Here is a 16,664-nt window from a genome sequence, read left to right as displayed (position 1 = left end):
ATTCGTCCCTTCCCGCTATGGCCGGCCGGCAATCCGGGTGCCGCCGCGCAAGGCCGCGGTCCGCTCCGCGACATCGCTCAACCGGCGGTCGAGAGCTGTCGTCAGGCAGGACTGCGCCGCGGCGGCCAGCGCCGGATCGCCTTCGGTTCCACTGCGAATCCAGCAGAGTGCGGCGATCCGCTCGTGGAAGCGCCGCTCGTCCTGGATCAGCTCATAGGCCGCGGCGGCGTGGGCCGCCGGATCGGCGATGCCGGCCAGGAACCGCTCCTGCGTCCCACGGGCCCGGCCGTCGAGCAGGGCAAGCGCCGGAACGTCGCAGATCATCCGGCGCAGCGGCGCCGTCACCGTGCCGCAGCGCGGATCGGCGACCGGTGCCGGTGGTGGTTCCTCCGGGGGAGGCGATGCCGGCGGCGGCGGAGAGGTCGGCGCAGCCTTGACAGCGGCCGGAACCGCTACCGGAACCGCCTTGACCGGCCGGGAGACCGGCAGCTCCGGCGCGCCTCCCCCCAACGAGTCCCGCACCACCCGGACCGGCGTGCCGACCTCCGCCAACGCGAAAACGGTTTCGATGTCCTCGGGCAGCATGCGGAAGCAGCCACCGCTGGCCCGCGTGCCGATCGACTCCGGATCGTTGGTGCCGTGAATGGCGATGGCCGGCCAGCCAAGGTCGAGCGCGAATTTGCCCAGCGGGTTGTGCGGCCCGGGCGGAATCGCCCGCGGCAGGGCGGGATTGTCGCGCCGCTGGTTCGCGGTCGGCCGCCACGTCGGGTCGCGGCGCTTGCGCCGGATGCTGCTGTCGCCAACGGGAATCGGCACGCCGGGACGGCCGATGGCGACCGGGAAACTGCGGGTGCCACCATCAGGGCCTGTCATGTAGAGACGCCGGTCGGCAAGGCTGATGGCGATGGATGGGCCATTCGATGCGGCGTCCATCGCCAGGGCATCTTCTGCGCCGCTCATCGCGACGACGATGAGGAAAGCCAGAAAAAGACACCGTGCCAGGATGCCGGTGACGGCTGTTGTCGGTCGGAGGACGATGCCGCAGCCGCGGTCTCCCCGGATGGTCGTAAATCCATGCATGCTGAAAGTTGATCGCGTGTCCCCTAAAACAGGGTAAACAGCATGGGACGACGGTCGCCGGGGAACGGGGCCGCCCCGGACAGCAAGGACGCGCATCATGGACCAGATCGAGCAGACGTTGGCCGTCGCCACGGAACACCACCGCGCCGGCCGCACAGCGGAGGCCGAACGGCTGTACCGCGACGTGCTGGACGCTTCGCCCGGCCATCCGGACGCCCTGCATCTGCTGGGGGTGATCGCGCTGCAATCAGGCCGGGCGGAGGAGGCGGTCGACCGCATCGCCCAGGCCGTGGCCGGCGACGACGGTTCCCCGCTGTTCCACGCCAATCTGGGCCACGCCCTGCATGCCTCCGGCCGCTATCGCGAGGCGGCCCTCAGTTTCGCCCGCGCCCTGACCCTGCTGACCAACGAAGGGGATGGCTGGGGCAATGTCGGCGCGCTGGCCAACCTGATCCGCCGTTACGACGACGACATCCGCGCCGCCGCCGCCGCGGAGGTCGATGCCCGCTACACCATGGGCGACGTGATGCGGCGCCAGTCGCTGCTGTTCCTGCTGACCGGCGACATCGCCTATTACAGCAATCTGGTGACCGCCGCGCTGGACGACCCTCTGCGCTTCTCCGTGCCGTCGATGCATTACGCCTATTGGGGCATCGCCATGCGGTTGTTCCAGGGCGATGCACGCAAGGGCGACATCGGTGCCTTCACCCAGGGCGACTTCCGCCGCTTCTACCGGCTTCTGGTGGAGGAAACGGCCCGCCGTTATGGCCTGGACTCCCGCCTGCGCCGCGCGGCGCCGCGCGCCGCGGTAAAGCGGGTGGCGCTGATCACCAACCAGATGTTGGGCGAGGGGCACCAGCCGACCGCCGACGCCTTCGATTATGCCCGCCGGCTGCAGGACGACCATGGCTGCGAGGTGCTGATCGTCAACCCCAACGCCATGGCTGTGGAGGGCGAGAACGGCTTCGTTCCCGAATACAGCTACAACGTCACGCAAGAGTATGACGGTGAACAGACCCTGGCCGCCCATGGCGCGAAGGTCCGCATGCTGTCCTTCCCCCAGCCGCGTTTCGACGAGGAAAAACTGACCGCCATTGTCGATGCGGTGGAGCGTTTCGACCCGGACGTGATCGTCGCCTTCGGCGGCTCCAACACGGTGGCAGACCTGTTCGCCCGCAGCCGACCAGTGGTGTTCCTGCCGACCTCAAGTGGCCTGCCGCCCTCGCTCGCCACGCTTCTGCTGGGCTATGCGCCGGAAGACAGCGCCGCCGGCTGGCCGGAGGAGGCGCGGGCACGCTTCCGTCCCTTCTCCTTCGGCTGGACCCTGCCGGATGCCGGTCCCACCCGCAGCCGCGCCGATTTCGGCCTTCCCACGGATGGTCCGCTTTATGTCGTCGTCGGCAACCGCCTGGACCAGGAGGTCGGGCCGGAGTTCGTGGAGACGCTCGACCGCCTGCTCGACCGTGTGCCCGATGGGCATGTCGCCTTTGCCGGCGCGGTGACGGAACTGCCCGGCCGCATTGCCGCCGCCCGCAACGCGGCACGAATGCGCGCGCTTGGCAATGTCGAGGCCATTCGCGGACTGTACGACGTGGCGACCGCCTATCTGAATCCGCCGCGACAGGGCGGCGGCGGCAGTGCCGCCTTCGCCCTGGCCGACGGGCTGCCGGTGGTGACCTATGCCCAAGGCGATATCGCCGGGATCGCCGGTGCGGCCATGACAGTCGCCGACGAAACCGCCTTCCTGGAACGCGCCGTGACGCTTGGACAGGATAGCACCGCACGGGCGCAGGCGGTCGAGGCCGCACGCACCCGCTTTGCCGAAACCGCGGATCGCGCACGGTCGGCGGAAAAGCTGCTGCACTATGCGCGCGAGGCGCAGAGGCTGTTCTGAAGCCGCCCCCTCCCCCGCCCTCCCAAACGCCTTCCGCCCGGCCCTGCACGAAGCAAGTCTTCGTGCAGGAGCCGGGCGGAACTGTTTGAGAGCCTCGATGGTGGCCGAAGGATCAGACGATCACTGGTCGTAGGTCCCCGCACCGACGATGTAGCGGCCATCGCGGGTGACGTAGGAATGCTTGTGCTCGACCTTGTTGCTCTGGCGGTTCAACCAGACATAGTCGATGACGGCGTTCGGCTTGTCCTTCGTCTCGGTGATCATCGCCTGCACGATGGGCTTGCCTTCGGCATCCTTCAACTGGGCGGCGTCGGAGCCGGCGAGCTTCGGGTTGGCGCCGGAGGCGACGTAACGGCCATCGGTGTCGAAGACGAAGACATACAGCTCGCCGCGGCGGAAACTGCCCTTGGGATCCTGGAAGGCCTTGGCCGCCTCATCCGGCCCCTTGGCCTTCAGATAGGCAACGGCCTCGGCGACCAGCGACTTGGCCTGTTCCGGAGTGGCGTGATCGGCGGCGAAGGCCGGTGCGGTCAGCAGGGCGGCCGCGACGGCGACCAGGGATGCGGTTCTGCGAATCATGGATGACCACCTTGGAAGAGAGGAATGGAGGAAAGGAGCCAAGGATCCGGCAGGGGGTCAGTCCTCGTGCACGGTTTCCAGCCAGGAGCGGATCGACCACAGAGCCTCCTGGCCCAAAGCCTCACCGAATTGCGGCATGTAAGTCACGCCGTTGCGGATCGAGCCGTTGGTGACGCGCTCCTTGAACCACTCGTCGCCGGCATCGCCCTTTTCGAGGTAGCGCAGGTCGGGGGCGATGCCGCCGGACACCGCGCCCAGACCATGGCAGCGTGCACAGTTCTGGTTGAAGGCGGACGAACCGATCTCGATGGCGCGCGGGTTGCCGCGGTAGGGGTTGCTGTCCCGCCACTTGTCGCCCAGCTTTTCCAGCCCGCTGGTGTCGACCGGCTGCGGGACAACATCGCCATGGGCGAAAACCAGACCGGGAAGAGAGACGGCGCCGATCAGACCAATCGCGGCTGCAAGCCGAACAATCCGTGCATTCATGAGAAAGACGTTCCCTCTGTTTCTAGCCGCCATGCGGCTTTTGCTTCGCATGATCAGATGTTATCAGCAGAGCAACCTACGAATAATTGGACTATGGTAGGACACCATCAAATGGATGCTTTGATATGACTATGCGAGTCCCGAAAACGGGAATGGGCGGACCGGATTGCTCCGGTCCGCCGATTTTGCGCCTGTGTCTGCCTGCTATCAGGCCTTCGGCAGCTTGAAGACCCAGAGCGAGCCGCCCTGGTTGATGTCCTTCACCAGCTTAGCGACGTCGCCGCCCCACAGCGGCACCGCACCGCCCCAGCCGGACACGACGGCGACATACTGCTCGCCATCCATCTTCCAGGTGACCGGGCTGCCGACCACGCCGGAGCCGGTCTGGAACTTCCAGACCTCCTGGCCGGACTTGGCGTCGAAGGCCTTCAGATAGCCTTCCGGCGTGCCGGTGAAGACCAGATTGCCGGCGGTGGTCAGCACGCCGCCCCACAGCGGGGCCGGGTTCTTGTATTCCCAGACGATCTTGCCGGTCTTCGGATCGACGGCGCGCAGGGCGCCGATGTAATCGTCATAGAGCGGCTTGATGGTGAAGCCGGCACCGAGATAGGCGGCACCCTTCTTGTAGGTGATCGGCTCGTTCCAGATGTCCATGCCCCACTCGTTGGCCGGGACGTAGAACAGCTCGGTCTGCGGGTTGTAGGCCATCGGCATCCAGTTCTTGGCGCCCAGGAAGGCCGGGGCGGCGAAGACCGATTTGCCCTTGGCGTCATGCGCGTCGCCGGTCGCCGGAGCGCCAGGACGGTTGTCGTCGATGTAGATCGGACGGCCCGTCTCGATGTCGATGCCCTTCGCCCAGGTGATCTTGGTGACGAAGGGCGAAGCGTTGATCAGCTTACCGGTGTTGCGGTCGATGACGTAGAAGAAGCCGTTGCGGTCGGCCTTGCCGCCGGCCTTGATCACCTTGCCGTCCTTCTTCAGGTCGAAGGACACGAACTCGTTCACGCCGTCGAAGTCCCAGCCGTCATGCGGCGTGGTCTGGTAGTGCCACTTGATCTCACCGTTGTCCGGATTGATGGCCAGCGTGGAGGAGGTGTAGAGGTTGTCGCCCGGACGCAGGTGCGAATTCCAGGGCGCCGGGTTGCCGGTGCCGAAGAACAGCGTCTTGGTTTCCGGATCGTAGGTGCCACCCAGCCAGGTGGCGCCGCCGCCGGTCTTGTACATGTCACCCGGCCAGCTGGCGTTGGTCTTGCCGGTGACGGTCGAGTCCTTGCCGTTCAGCGTGCCCATGTTGCCTTCGATGGTCGGGCGCTGCCAGACCAGCTCGCCCGTCTCGGCATCGCGGGCTTCGACCATGCCGATGACGCCGAACTCGCCGCCGGAATTGCCGGTGATGATCTTGCCGTCGACGATCAGCGGAGCGGCGGTGTTGGAATAGCCTTCCTTGTATTCCTGCAGCTTCTTGTTCCACACCACCTTGCCGGTCTCGCGGTTCAGCGCGACGAGGCGGGCGTCCAGCGTGGCGAAGTAGATCTTGTCCTTGTAGATCGCAGCGCCGCGGTTGACCACGTCGCAGCAGGGCATGATGCCGTCGGGCAGGCGGTGGTTGTATTCCCACTTCTTGTGACCGGTGCGGGCATCGACCGCATAGAGGCGGGAATAGGAGCCGGTGACGTAGATGGTGCCGTCATAAATGATGGGCTGGGCTTCCTGGCCGCGCTGCTTCTCGCCGCCGAAGGAGAAGGACCAGACCGGGACCAGCTTCTTGACCGTGTCGGCGTTTAGGTCGGTCAGCGGGCTGAAGCGCTGGGCCTGCGGCCCCATGCCATAGGTCAGGACCGCTTCGGTGTTGGTGGCGCTCTTCAGCAGATCGTCGCTGGACGGGCCACCAGCGGCGTCGGCGGCGGCGAGGACGCCGGTGGCGCTGAACGCGGTCAGCGAGGCTGCCAGGGCGAGACTTGTAACCAGGCGCTTCATGTGCGGTTGCCTCCCAAAACTGATGATGACGGCACCGCCCGGGCAAGACCCGCCCGTTGCCGCCGGACGGGCTGGTCCGGCGGTGCGAACGGAATCGGGGCGGCTTTTTCAAGCTTTTGGCGGCCGAAGGGACCGCGTCGCTCTACGATATTCGGCAGTGTAGACGGATGATCGGTTGGGTAAATTGTCGGATAGTAGCAGGCGTAAGCGTCAGTTCCCCTCCACGTCACCACCTCGTCAATTGACCCGCGGCAGAGCGGCCTGCTCGATCTTCAGCCAAAGATGGGCGACGGAGCGGCGATACTCTTCCCGCAGCACATCCAACACTTGGAACCGATCGGGAATCGGCAGGTCCAGCGCTTCCGCCATGTCGAGCCCAGACTCGACGGCATGGCGCAGCGTGCCGTCCAGCCAGGTCAGCCAGTCGCGGGTCTGGGCGACGCAGGCCTTGTCGGGACGGATGTGGCCGTGGTTGGGCACCAGCAGCCGGATGTCCAGCGCATCGACCGCATCCAGCTCCTTCAGCCAGTCGGCGACGGTGGCGTGCGGCGTGGTCGGGGTGCGGTCGCAGAAGACGACACCGCCGGCGAACAGCACGCCGGTCGTCTCGTCGAGGATCATCAGGTCGGCAGCGGTGTGGCCGGTCAGTGGGATCAGCCGCAGGCGGTGGTCGCCGAACTTCACGGTCGATCCATAGACCGGCTCGGTCGGCAGCGTCACCTCGGTTCCGCGCATCCAGTCACCGACCAAACGGTACATGTTCTCGGCGATGCCGTTGCCCTCCTCCTGGATGCCGGCGATGGTGCCGGGCAGCGCCGCGATGGGCACATCGGCGAAGGCCTGGTTTCCCAGCCAGTAATCCGGGTGCAGGTTGCTGACGAAGACCTTGCGGATCGGCTTTTCGGTGACCTTGCGGATTGCCGCGCGCATCTCCTCGCCATAACGGCGGGATGGACCGGCCTGGATGACGATCACCCCGTCCGCCGTGACGATGAAGCCGGAATTCAGGATGTTGCCGCCGTTGGCACGGGTGAAATGCTTGGTCGAGCCTTCGAAGACATAGGTGTCGGGGGCGATCCTGGTCGGCTTCAGATCGTAGGTCAGCGTCCCTGCGGCATTTGCCCCACCCGACATCAGCCCGGTGGCGAGGATGGCGGACAGCACCAGCCGGCGCAGCAGCGGCACGCTCATTGCCCGACACTCCACGGCTGCCCGACAGGTTTCAGCGACATCGCCGGTTTGGCGCCGGGCGGCGGCATCGGGATGGTCGCCCGGATCTCGCCGCCCTGGTTGTCCCGGCCGCGCAGGATCAGCGCGGTAGCGTCCGGCGGCGGGCGGACATCCAGCGAGTAGATCGGATTCTCCGACACCGGCTCCAGGCTGTCGATGCGCGCCAGCGTCGGCGAGCCGCCGGGGGTCTGCGCATCCACCTGCAAGGTCTCGACGAAATAGGCGGGGATGCCATCGACCAGCCCGGTGTCGTTGGGATGGCGGATCCGCAGCCTTAGCCGCGCCACCCCATCCTCCGCCGCCGGCCACAGCCGGGCCTGCACCTCGCCGACATGGTCGGCCCAGTCCTTTTGGGCGTAGGACGCCGGCGGCGCGCTGCACCCGCCGCCGGCCGCATCGACCATAACGCCGGAGACATGCCACACCCCGTCGGTCGTCCGCGCCGCACCACGCACGGCGGTGGCCTGCTGGATCTTGATCCGGGTTGCGATGTAGGGCGCAGCATTGCCCGGATGGTAGCGCAGCACCAGTGGGAATGGATTAAGGTCGGCGATCGCCACCATCTCCACCACCCGCCCAAGCGCCGTGGCATCGACGGAGAGCGGCACCGCGCGGGTATCCTCCGCCGACGCAGGGGCGGTGACCTTGACAGCGTTGTCGAACACAACCGGCGCCCCGGCGAAATACTGGTCGCGCAACGCGTCCCACATCACGGAGTTCAGCGGGTCGGCCGGAGAGCTTGCGGCAAAAGCGGAGCCGGCAACGGCAAGCATCGCACCGGTAAGCGCCATCTGGTGCAGCGCGTATCTCATCTATCCCCTCCCGACAGCCGATCCGTCCGCTTGCCCCCCGGATTCACTCCACAAGCGGCGGCGGGGTGTGGGTGACGCCGTAGGCGGCAAAGATCTTCGCGATCGTCCCGTCCTCGGTCAGGGCCGTCACCACATCGCCGATGCTGTAGACAAGGTCACGGGAGTTTTCCTTGGCTGCCATGCCGATGTTCCAGTTGGAGGTCATCATGCCCGGCAGGGTCACGGTGGTGACCGGGAACTGCTCCATCTTCGCCCCCAGCGCCGCCTGTATCTGGCTCAGCGGCGCCAACACCGCTGCAGCCTCGCCGATGGTCAGCTTCGCGATGGCGGCCTCGGGCGTCGGACAATGGATGATGCGGCTGCGCAGACGCCCGCCCTGCAAGCCCAGCAGGAAGAAGTCGGGAACGCTGTCGATCTCCACTGCGATCGGCTCGTCCGGCAGGGTCGCCAGCACGGCGGAGCGCACCCGCTGCGGATCGCGGGCAAGCGCGAAGACCTCCTGGTGATAGGGTCCGAACAGCACAGCTTCGGGATTCATCAACCCAAACCGCTTGTCATATGGGATGTGCATCATGATGTCGGCCAGTTCGCCGCCGAACAGGCTGCCGCGCCACACCGCGACGCGCAGGTCGTCCGACACCGTCTCTCCGGGAATCTGCTCGTAGATGTCGGCCTTGACGCCCAGCTTCTCGGCGATGGTCCGCGCCAGATCGACGTCGATCCCGACCAGGACACCATCGCGCTGGAAGGAGAAGGGCGGAAACTCGCGATAAACCGCCACGCGCAGCCGTCCACGCTCAATCACCTCGTCCAGCGGCCGGGCGGCAGCCTGTTTGACGCCAAGCGGGGACATGATCCCGAGGGATGCGCAGCTGGTGGCCAGTCCGGACAGGAATCGGCGGCGGGTCATAAACGCCATGACAGGTTCCAGCAGTGGTGGAGTCGTCTGGTAGAGGCGGCGGACAACGGGCTTCCAGGATAGGCACCACTCCGCCATGCCAATAATTGGACTTTCGTACAAGATGCCGCGGCCCCGCCCGGCACTCCGCCGGATTGCCGCCACAGCCGCTCTCCTTCCTGTCCATGCATCGATAGTCGCATTCCGCCAGCAGAGTTCACCCGATAGGCTGTGAGCCAAACTGTTGGCGCTCCGACGGATATGATGACCAAGCCCTTCCTGTCCCGCCTTCTCCGCAGCGTATCGCTGGCGGTACTCGGCACCGTCCTGCTGGCCGTCACGCAGGGAGCCGGTGCGGCCACCGAAACCGCAGCGGGAACCGTCAGCGAGATCCGAATCGGCTTTCTGTCGCAGACCCCTGAACCGCCGCCCTCCGTTGCCAACCCGGACGAGCCGACGGCCGACGATGGTCTGGCCGGCGCCACGCTCGCCATCGCCGACAACAACACGACCGGCAAGTTCCTGAAGCAATCCTTTGTACTGGACAGCGTGGAGGTGCCGCCGGACGGTGATGCCGCCGCCGCCCTGCGCGATCTGGCCGACCGCGGTGACCGCTTCGTCATCATCGACGCCCCCGGCGCCACAGTGGAGGCGCTGTCGAGGCTGCCCGAGGCGCGGAACCTGCTGCTGCTGAACGCCACCGCCCCCGACGACGCCCTGCGCGGCAGCGCCTGCGCGGCGAATCTAGTCCATGTGGCCCCCAGCCGGGCGATGCTCGCCGACGCGCTCGGGCAATATCTGGTAAAGAAGCGCTGGCCGCGCTGGTTCCTGGTCACCGGCCGCCGGCCGGAGGATAAGCTTTATGCCGATGCCGTCCGCCGCGCCGCCAAGCGCTTCGGTGCCCAGATCGTGGCGGAAAAGAACTGGACCGCCGAAAGCGACGTCAACCGCACGGCCGAATCCGAAATCCCGGTCTTCACCCAGACCAAGGCCTATGACGTGCTGGTCGTCGCCGACGAGGTCGGCGAGTTCGGCGATTACCTGTCCTACCGCACCGCCGACCCCCGCCCGGTCGCCGGCACCCAGGGGCTGGTCCCCACCGTCTGGCACCGCACCCACGAGCAATGGGGGGCGGCGCAGCTGCAATCCCGCTTCAAGGCTTTGGCCAAACGACCGATGACGGCGCGCGACCACAATGACTGGACCGCAGTCCGCGTGGTGGGTGAGGCCGCCGCCCGCGCCCGCACCGCCGACCCCGACCGCCTGATCTCCTTCATCCAGTCGCCCGACTTCACCATGTCCGCCTTCCGCGGCGCACCGCTCAGCCTGCGACCCTGGGACGGCCAGCTGCGCCAGCCGGTGTTGCTCGCCGCCGACCGCTCGCTGGTGTCAGTATCGCCGCAGGAGGGCTTCCTCCACCCACGGACCGAATTGGACAGCCTGGGCTACGACCAACCGGAAACGCTCTGCAAGACGCGAGGAAAAACCACGCCATGACCGCCGCCCGCTTCACTGGCATTTCCTTGGCCGCATTGATCGCCGCCACACTGGCGTCGGCTGCCTCGGCCCAGACCATCTATGTGTCGAACGAAAAGGACAACACGCTGTCGGTGATCGACGGCAAGACCATGGCGGTCACCGACACGATCAAGGTCGGCAAGCGCCCGCGCGGCATAACCCTGTCCAGGGACGGTACCCAGCTGTTCATCTGCGCCAGCGACGACCACACGGTGCAGGTCTTCGACCTCGCCAGCAAGACGGTGGTCCATAACCTGCCCTCCGGCGAGGACCCCGAACAGTTCGCCCTCAGCCCCGACGGCAAGAGCCTGATCATCGCCAACGAGGACAGCAACATCGTCACCGTGGTCGACGTGTCGACCCGTAAGGTCGCCTTCCAGGTCGATGTCGGGGTGGAGCCGGAAGGGATGGACGTCAGCCCCGACGGCCGCTGGGGTGTCAACACCTCAGAGACGACCAGCATGGTCCACTGGATCGACATGGAAAAGCGCGCGGTGGTCGACAACACGCTGGTCGGCCCCCGCCCGCGCTACGCCCAGTTTACCAAGGACGGCTCACAGCTGTGGGTGTCGTCGGAGATCGGCGGCACCGTCAGCGTCATCGACACCGCCACGCGCCAAGTGAAGAAGGTCATCGATTTCCACATCAAGGGCGTCGCCAAGGACCGCATCCAGCCGGTGGGCGTCAAGCTGACCGGCGATGGCCGTTATGCCTTCGTCGCGCTGGGGCCAGCCAACCATGTCGCGGTGGTGGACGCCAAGACTTTCGAGGTGAAGGATTACCTGCTGGTCGGCCGCCGCGTCTGGCATCTGGCGCTGACGCCGGACCAGAAGATGCTCTACACCACCAACGGGGTCAGCGGTGACGTGTCGGTGATCGACGTCGAAAGCCTGAAGGTGACCAAGACCGTCAAGGTCGGCCGTTACCCCTGGGGCGTGGCGGTCAAGGGCTGAGGGTACAGGGAAAGGACGGCGGAATGACGGTGCCGGCACTGGAGGTCGAGGGGCTGCGCCATGGCTATGGCGAAAGCCGCTTCACGCTGGAGGATGTCGGCTTCCGCGTGATGCCCGGCGCCTTCACCTGCCTGCTTGGGCCCAACGGGGCGGGGAAAAGCACGCTGTTCGCGCTCGCAACCGGCCTGCTGCGGGCCACCGCCGGTCATGTGCGCATCCACGGCCACGACATCGCGCGGGCGCCGGGCGACGCCCTGGCTCACCTGGGCGTGGTGTTCCAGCAGCCGACGCTCGATCTCGACCTGACGGTGCTGCAGAATCTCCGCTATTTCGCGGCCCTGCATGGCATAGGTCGGCGCGAGGCCGACCGGCGGATCGAAACCGAACTCACCCGCCTGTCCCTGTTCGAACGCCGGGGGGAGAAGGTTCGCGCCTTGAACGGCGGCCATCGCCGGCGGGTGGAGATCGCCCGCGCCCTGCTGCACCGCCCGACGCTGCTGCTGCTGGACGAGCCCACCGTCGGACTGGACATCCCCGCCCGCCGCACCCTGATCCGCCATGTCCACGCCCTGTGCGCGGAAGATGGCATCGCCGTACTGTGGGCCACCCACCTGATCGACGAGATCGATCCCGCCACCGATCATGTGGTTGTCCTGCACCGCGGCCGGGTGCGCGCCAGCGGGCCGGTTGCCACCGTGAATGCCGAGGCCGGCTGCGCCACCGTGGCGGAAAGCTTCGACCGGCTGACCGCCGCCCGCCCCACCGCCGAGGTGGAGGCCGCAGCATGACCGGTCGCTTCGGAACTTGGGGGATCGCCTTCCGCGGCATCGTCGCCCGCGAGGTGCTCCGCTTCATCCATCAACGAGAGCGCTTCCTCGGCGCGCTGGTCCGGCCGCTGGTCTGGCTGTTCGTCTTCGCCGCCGGATTCCGCGCCGCGCTCGGCATTGCCATAATCCCGCCCTACGAGACCTACATCCCCTACGAGGTCTATATCGTGCCGGGACTGATCGGCATGATCCAGCTGTTCAACGGCATGCAGGGCTCGCTGTCGATGGTCTACGACCGCGAAATGGGCAGCATGCGCATCCTGCTGACCAGCCCGCTGCCCCGCGCCTTCCTGCTGGTGGCGCGGCTGCTCGGCGGGGTGGTGGTGTCGATCCTTCAGGTGGCAGCCTTCCTGCTGATCGTCAGGCTCTATGGCATCGACCTTCCGGTATGGGCGCCGCTGACCGTGCTGCCGGCCCTGCTGCTGAACGGGCTGATGCTGGGGGCGCTGGGCATGGTCCTGGCCTCCACCATCCGCCAGCTGGAGAATTTCGCCGGTGTGATGAACTTCGTCGTCTTTCCCCTCTTCTTCCTGTCCTCCGCTCTCTACCCGCTCTACCGCATGGAAGAGGCTGGGCCGCTGCTGTGGTGGCTGTGCAGCCTCAACCCCTTCACCCACGGGGTGGAGCTGATCCGCTTCGCGCTCTATGGCCGGATCGACGGGCTGGCGCTTGCGGTCGTCACCGGCGCCACCCTGCTGTTCGCGGCGCTTGCGGTGCGTGGCTATTCCCCGGTGCGCGGCATGGGATCGCGGGCGCCGTCGGCGGCGGGGTGACGCCTCACGCCGCGTCGTGAAAGATGATGCCGAGCGTGTAGCGCGCGCCCGAGCGCACCGGGCTGACCCCATGGCGATGACGGACGCGGTAGGCGCCGCGGGTGCCCTGAACCGGACGCTGGTCCACCGCAAAGATCACCGCCTCTCCAAGCCCCAGCGGTACCACAGTAGCGCGCGATTGCATGCGCGGCCGCTGCTCGGTCAGGACGAACTCGCCGCCGGTGAACTCCGCGCCCGGTACCGACAGCAGAATGGCGACCTGCAACGGAAACACCGTCTCGCCATACAGATCCTGATGCAGACAGTTGTAGTCGCCGGGACCGTATTTCAGCAGCAGCGGCGTGGAGCGCGTCTGCCCCGCGGCATGGCAGCGTTCCAGAAACTCGGTATGCTCCGCCGGATAGCGGGTCTCGAGCCCCATCGCGGCAGCCCATCGATTGGCGACCGGCTCCAGCCGGCGGTAGAGCGGTCCGCGCAAGGCCGTGATCGGATCCGGCAGCGGGTTGCCGAAATATTTGTACTCGCCCTTGCCGAATCCGTGCCGCTCCATCACCACCCGGCTGCGGAAGGGTATGTCCTGTTCATAAAGCCCTGCCAACGCCTTGCAGTTTTCCGCATCCAGCAATGGCCCTGCGACGGCATGGCCAACCGACTCCAGTTCCGCCTCGATGCGCATCCAGTCCAGATCCTCGATCACGGTCACTGCGCCGCCTCCTTGCGCTCGCGGGCCAGCAGGTGGCGTTTGCGCTCGATGCCCCAGCGGTAGCCGGAGAGGCCACCATCGGACCGCACCACCCGATGGCAGGGGATCGCCACCGCCAGCGGATTGGCACCACAGGCCCTTGCCACCGCCCGCACCGCCGCCGGCTCGCCGATGGCGCTGGCAACCTCGGCATAGCTTGTGGTCCGACCGGCCGGGATGGCGCGCAAAGCCTGCCACACCCGCTGTTGAAAGGCGGTGCCGCCAATGTCCAGCGGCAGGGTGAGACCTGCTTCCGGCGCCTCGACGAATCCGACCACCTGCGCCACCGTCACCTCGAAATGAGGGTCACCCCCAATCAACTCCGCCTTGGGGAAGCGGTCCTGCAAATCACGGAGCAGCATGTCGGGATCGTCGCCGAGCAGGATCGCGCAGACTCCACGCTCCGTCGCAGCCACCAGGATCGAGCCGAGCGAGCACGCCCCCACCGCGAACCGGATCGTCTCCCCCGCGCCGCCCTTACGGTAGCTGGTGGGCGTCATCCCCAGCCGTGCCCCGGCGGTCTCGTAAAAGCGCCCGGAGGAGCCATAGCCGGCCTCGTAGATTGCCTCGGTCACGCTGCCGGTTTGTTGCAGAGCATCGACAACACGGGCGGCGCGATGAGCCTGGACATAGGCATGCGGGGTGATGCCGGTGACCTGCCTGAAGATGCGGTGGAAGTGGTGCGGGCTCATCCCCGCCGCGGCAGCGAGTTCCTCCAATCGTGGCGTCTCCTCCGCCTTTTCGATCAGGCGGCAGGCGGAGGCGACGGCCTCGGCCCGCCGGTCGCTCTGGCTCGGGCCATCCGGCCGGCAGCGCTTGCAGGGCCGGAATCCCGCCCGCTCGGCCTCGGCATTGGTGGCATAGAAGGCGACATTCTCCGGCCGCGCCGGCCGCGCGGCACAACTCGGCCGGCAATAGACGCCTGTGCTGCGGACCGCATAGACGAAGCGCCCATCGGCGGCCGGGTCACGGCGGCGCAATGCCGCCCAACGGTCCGCCTCCAGATCGATGGCGTCATGGGTGGCGATGTCGGTTGCGACGGTCATCTGTCCCTCTCCCTGCACGAACCTTACAGGTTCCGTGGTGTGATGAGGGAGCAATCTGGACCACCCAGCTGACCGGCACACTCCGCCGCTTGCTTCCAAATTGCGGCGATCCATCCCAAACGCCAAACGCCCCGGCTTTTTGGGCCGGGGCGTTTCGTCTGTGCCATGAAGATGTGCAAGCTTAGTGCGTTTGGTTGAGCGTCTCTTGAGGCTGAGTGACCTGGCGGCGACCTACTCTCCCACGTCTTAAGACGCAGTACCATTGGCGCGGAGGCTTTTCACGGCCGAGTTCGGGATGGGATCGGGTGTTTGACACCTCGCCATGACCACCAGGTCACCCAGGCTCAAGACCGACGCTGTTTTTCCGAAGCTTGTAGCTTGTTCAGTGCAAGTGAGGGAGGAGTATCGAACTGCGGCGCGTGCTGTCAAGCTGCTGTTTTGTGAGCAGGCTTGCTGCTGCGCATGGCGCGGTTTGTGGGGTCGAGATCAAGCCGATCGAGCGATTAGTAAGGCTTAGCTTCAGACATTGCTGCCCGTCCACATGCCTCCTATCGACGTGATGGTCTGTCACGGCTCTCAAGGGAGCTCTGGTTTAGAGGTGGGTTTCCCGCTTAGATGCTTTCAGCGGTTATCCCGTCCATACTTAGCTACCCGGCCATGCCACTGGCGTGACAACCGGTGCACCAGAGGTATGTCCATCCCGGTCCTCTCGTACTAGGGACAGATCCTCGCAAAACTCCGACACCCACGGCAGATAGGGACCGAACTGTCTCACGACGTTCTAAACCCAGCTCACGTACCACTTTAATCGGCGAACAGCCGAACCCTTGGGACCTGCTCCAGCCCCAGGATGTGATGAGCCGACATCGAGGTGCCAAACGACTCCGTCGATATGGACTCTTGGGAGTCATCAGCCTGTTATCCCCGGCGTACCTTTTATCCGTTGAGCGATGGCCCGTCCACGTGGAGCCACCGGATCACTATGGCCGACTTTCGTCTCTGCTCGACTTGTCAGTCTTGCAGTCAGGCGGGCTTATGCCATTGCACTCGACGAGCGATTTCCGACCGCTCTGAGCCCACCATCGCGCGCCTCCGTTACACTTTGGGAGGCGACCGCCCCAGTCAAACTACCCGCCATGCAGGGTCCCGGACCCGGATAACGGGCCACGGTTAGATGCCAGAGACTTCAAGGGTGGTATTTCAAGGTTGGCTCCACCCGGGCTGGCGCCCAGGCTTCCAAGCCTCCCACCTATCCTACACATGAAGTCCCTAGCACCACTGCAAAGCTGTAGTAAAGGTGCACGGGGTCTTTCCGTCTGACCGCGGGAACTCCGCATCTTCACGGAGAGTTCAATTTCGCTGAGTTGGTGTTGGAGACAGCGGGGAAGTCGTTACGCCATTCGTGCAGGTCGGAACTTACCCGACAAGGAATTTCGCTACCTTAGGACCGTTATAGTTACGGCCGCCGTTTACCGGGGCTTCAATTCAAGGCTTGCACCTCTCCTCTTAACCTTCCGGCACCGGGCAGGCGTCAGACCCTATACGTCGCCTTGTGTGGCTTCGCAGAGCCCTGTGTTTTTAGTAAACAGTCGCTACCCCCTGGTCTGTGCCCCCCGCCTGGACTTGCGTCCAAACGGGGCCCTCTTCTTCCGAAGTTACGAGGGCAATTTGCCGAGTTCCTTCAACACCATTCTCTCAAGCGCCTGGGTATACTCTACCAGTCCACCTGTGTCGGTTTGGGGTACGGTCTATAAGGCGGGGCTATTTCCTGGAACCGGTCCACAGCACGATCAATCCGATAAGATCGTACACGCTTTCCAATCCGTCACCTCCGCCAGGCCCACGAATA

At 65.9% G+C, this 16,664-nt stretch carries 14 protein-coding genes and 2 rRNA genes (1 of these 16 cut by a window edge); 5 read left to right on the top strand and 11 right to left on the bottom strand.

The genetic code is table 11. The features are described from left to right. Nucleotides 1–15: 15 nt before the first annotated feature. On the bottom strand, nt 16–933 hold the full coding sequence (locus E6C72_RS17545; RefSeq protein ID WP_247882128.1) for a L,D-transpeptidase: 918 nt from the start codon (nt 931–933) through the stop codon (nt 16–18). A gap of 244 nt (nt 934–1,177) precedes the next feature. Here E6C72_RS17545 and E6C72_RS17540 point away from each other — a divergent pair, with 244 nt between their 5' ends. Further along, nucleotides 1,178–2,974 carry a tetratricopeptide repeat protein gene (locus E6C72_RS17540; protein ID WP_109086322.1) on the top strand — a complete coding sequence of 599 codons (1,797 nt, stop codon included), beginning with the start codon at nt 1,178–1,180 and terminating at the stop codon, nt 2,972–2,974. Between the two features lie 120 nt (nt 2,975–3,094). Here the strand turns inward: E6C72_RS17540 and E6C72_RS17535 are convergent, their stop codons facing one another. The 6 genes from E6C72_RS17535 to E6C72_RS17510 all read right to left on the bottom strand — a co-directional run bounded on the left by E6C72_RS17535 (nt 3,095) and on the right by E6C72_RS17510 (nt 8,977). After that, a complete protein-coding gene (locus E6C72_RS17535; RefSeq protein ID WP_109086321.1) occupies nt 3,095–3,553 on the bottom strand; it encodes a cache domain-containing protein in 459 nt (152 codons plus the stop codon). Nucleotides 3,554–3,610: 57 nt separating this feature from the next. Continuing rightward, nucleotides 3,611–4,039 (bottom strand): cytochrome c-550 PedF, encoded by a 429-nt coding sequence (pedF, locus tag E6C72_RS17530; RefSeq protein WP_211100498.1) that lies wholly within the window; start codon nt 4,037–4,039, stop codon nt 3,611–3,613. 207 nt (nt 4,040–4,246) lie between these two features. Then, on the bottom strand, nt 4,247–6,016 hold the full coding sequence (locus tag E6C72_RS17525) for a methanol/ethanol family PQQ-dependent dehydrogenase (RefSeq protein WP_109865248.1): 1,770 nt from the start codon (nt 6,014–6,016) through the stop codon (nt 4,247–4,249). Nucleotides 6,017–6,253: 237 nt separating this feature from the next. After that, on the bottom strand, nt 6,254–7,207 hold the full coding sequence (locus tag E6C72_RS17520) for a quinoprotein relay system zinc metallohydrolase 1 (protein WP_109865249.1): 954 nt from the start codon (nt 7,205–7,207) through the stop codon (nt 6,254–6,256). Beyond that, the gene (locus E6C72_RS17515) at nt 7,204–8,058 is read right to left on the bottom strand and encodes a quinoprotein dehydrogenase-associated SoxYZ-like carrier (protein WP_109865250.1); all 855 of its coding nucleotides are present in this window, start codon (nt 8,056–8,058) and stop codon (nt 7,204–7,206) included. The genes E6C72_RS17520 and E6C72_RS17515 overlap by 4 nt, the downstream gene beginning before the upstream one ends. 43 nt (nt 8,059–8,101) lie before the next feature. Beyond that, the gene (locus E6C72_RS17510; RefSeq protein ID WP_109865251.1) at nt 8,102–8,977 is read right to left on the bottom strand and encodes a transporter substrate-binding domain-containing protein; all 876 of its coding nucleotides are present in this window, start codon (nt 8,975–8,977) and stop codon (nt 8,102–8,104) included. Between the two features lie 240 nt (nt 8,978–9,217). Between E6C72_RS17510 and E6C72_RS17505 the strand changes: the two genes are divergently transcribed. Genes E6C72_RS17505 through E6C72_RS17490 form a run of 4 tightly spaced genes read left to right on the top strand, consistent with a single transcriptional unit; the run spans nt 9,218 to nt 13,027 of the window. After that, nucleotides 9,218–10,453, top strand: a complete 1,236-nt coding sequence (locus E6C72_RS17505) for an ABC transporter substrate-binding protein (protein ID WP_247882126.1) — start codon at nt 9,218–9,220, stop codon at nt 10,451–10,453. Continuing rightward, nucleotides 10,450–11,427: a YVTN family beta-propeller repeat protein gene (locus tag E6C72_RS17500; protein ID WP_109865252.1), complete on the top strand. Its 978-nt coding sequence runs from the start codon at nt 10,450–10,452 to the stop codon at nt 11,425–11,427. The genes E6C72_RS17505 and E6C72_RS17500 overlap by 4 nt, the downstream gene beginning before the upstream one ends. 23 nt (nt 11,428–11,450) lie before the next feature. After that, the gene (locus E6C72_RS17495) at nt 11,451–12,215 is read left to right on the top strand and encodes an ABC transporter ATP-binding protein (protein ID WP_109865253.1); all 765 of its coding nucleotides are present in this window, start codon (nt 11,451–11,453) and stop codon (nt 12,213–12,215) included. Next, nucleotides 12,212–13,027 carry an ABC transporter permease gene (locus E6C72_RS17490; protein WP_109865254.1) on the top strand — a complete coding sequence of 272 codons (816 nt, stop codon included), beginning with the start codon at nt 12,212–12,214 and terminating at the stop codon, nt 13,025–13,027. Before E6C72_RS17495 ends, E6C72_RS17490 begins: the two co-directional genes overlap by 4 nt. A gap of 4 nt (nt 13,028–13,031) precedes the next feature. On the opposite strand, the gene E6C72_RS17485 is transcribed toward E6C72_RS17490, so the two are convergent. The 4 genes from E6C72_RS17485 to E6C72_RS17470 form a co-directional block, all read right to left on the bottom strand. Continuing rightward, complete coding sequence (locus E6C72_RS17485) at nt 13,032–13,730, bottom strand: 2OG-Fe(II) oxygenase (protein WP_247876140.1); 699 nt, start codon at nt 13,728–13,730, stop codon at nt 13,032–13,034. Continuing rightward, nucleotides 13,727–14,815: a bifunctional DNA-binding transcriptional regulator/O6-methylguanine-DNA methyltransferase Ada gene (gene ada, locus E6C72_RS17480; RefSeq protein ID WP_109865255.1), complete on the bottom strand. Its 1,089-nt coding sequence runs from the start codon at nt 14,813–14,815 to the stop codon at nt 13,727–13,729. Before ada ends, E6C72_RS17485 begins: the two co-directional genes overlap by 4 nt. 218 nt (nt 14,816–15,033) lie before the next feature. Next, nucleotides 15,034–15,149: ribosomal RNA gene (rrf, locus tag E6C72_RS17475) — 5S ribosomal RNA — on the bottom strand. A 148-nt stretch (nt 15,150–15,297) separates the two neighbouring features. Beyond that, nucleotides 15,298–16,664, bottom strand: a 23S ribosomal RNA gene (locus tag E6C72_RS17470) (it continues 1,380 nt past the right edge of the window).

It is taken from the genome of Azospirillum sp. TSH100 (genome assembly GCF_004923295.1).
In the GTDB taxonomy this organism is placed as follows: Bacteria; Pseudomonadota; Alphaproteobacteria; order Azospirillales; family Azospirillaceae; genus Azospirillum.
The sequence above is the reverse complement of the archived record's forward strand: the minus strand, read 5'-3'. Positions and strand labels throughout refer to the sequence as shown.

Bases quoted from the DNA above. Each gene is read 5' to 3' on its own strand.
- E6C72_RS17545 (WP_247882128.1), bottom strand. From the start codon at position 933: ATGGACGCCGCATCGAATGGCCCATCCATCGCCATCAGCCTTGCCGAC.
- E6C72_RS17505 (WP_247882126.1), top strand. From the start codon at position 9,218: ATGATGACCAAGCCCTTCCTGTCCCGCCTTCTCCGCAGCGTATCGCTG.
- ada (WP_109865255.1), bottom strand. From the start codon at position 14,815: ATGACCGTCGCAACCGACATCGCCACCCATGACGCCATCGATCTGGAG.
- E6C72_RS17500 (WP_109865252.1), top strand. From the start codon at position 10,450: ATGACCGCCGCCCGCTTCACTGGCATTTCCTTGGCCGCATTGATCGCC.
- E6C72_RS17535 (WP_109086321.1), bottom strand. From the start codon at position 3,553: ATGATTCGCAGAACCGCATCCCTGGTCGCCGTCGCGGCCGCCCTGCTG.
- E6C72_RS17490 (WP_109865254.1), top strand. From the start codon at position 12,212: ATGACCGGTCGCTTCGGAACTTGGGGGATCGCCTTCCGCGGCATCGTC.
- E6C72_RS17510 (WP_109865251.1), bottom strand. From the start codon at position 8,977: ATGGCGTTTATGACCCGCCGCCGATTCCTGTCCGGACTGGCCACCAGC.
- E6C72_RS17520 (WP_109865249.1), bottom strand. From the start codon at position 7,207: ATGAGCGTGCCGCTGCTGCGCCGGCTGGTGCTGTCCGCCATCCTCGCC.
- E6C72_RS17525 (WP_109865248.1), bottom strand. From the start codon at position 6,016: ATGAAGCGCCTGGTTACAAGTCTCGCCCTGGCAGCCTCGCTGACCGCG.
- E6C72_RS17515 (WP_109865250.1), bottom strand. From the start codon at position 8,058: ATGAGATACGCGCTGCACCAGATGGCGCTTACCGGTGCGATGCTTGCC.
- E6C72_RS17495 (WP_109865253.1), top strand. From the start codon at position 11,451: ATGACGGTGCCGGCACTGGAGGTCGAGGGGCTGCGCCATGGCTATGGC.
- E6C72_RS17540 (WP_109086322.1), top strand. From the start codon at position 1,178: ATGGACCAGATCGAGCAGACGTTGGCCGTCGCCACGGAACACCACCGC.
- pedF (WP_211100498.1), bottom strand. From the start codon at position 4,039: ATGAATGCACGGATTGTTCGGCTTGCAGCCGCGATTGGTCTGATCGGC.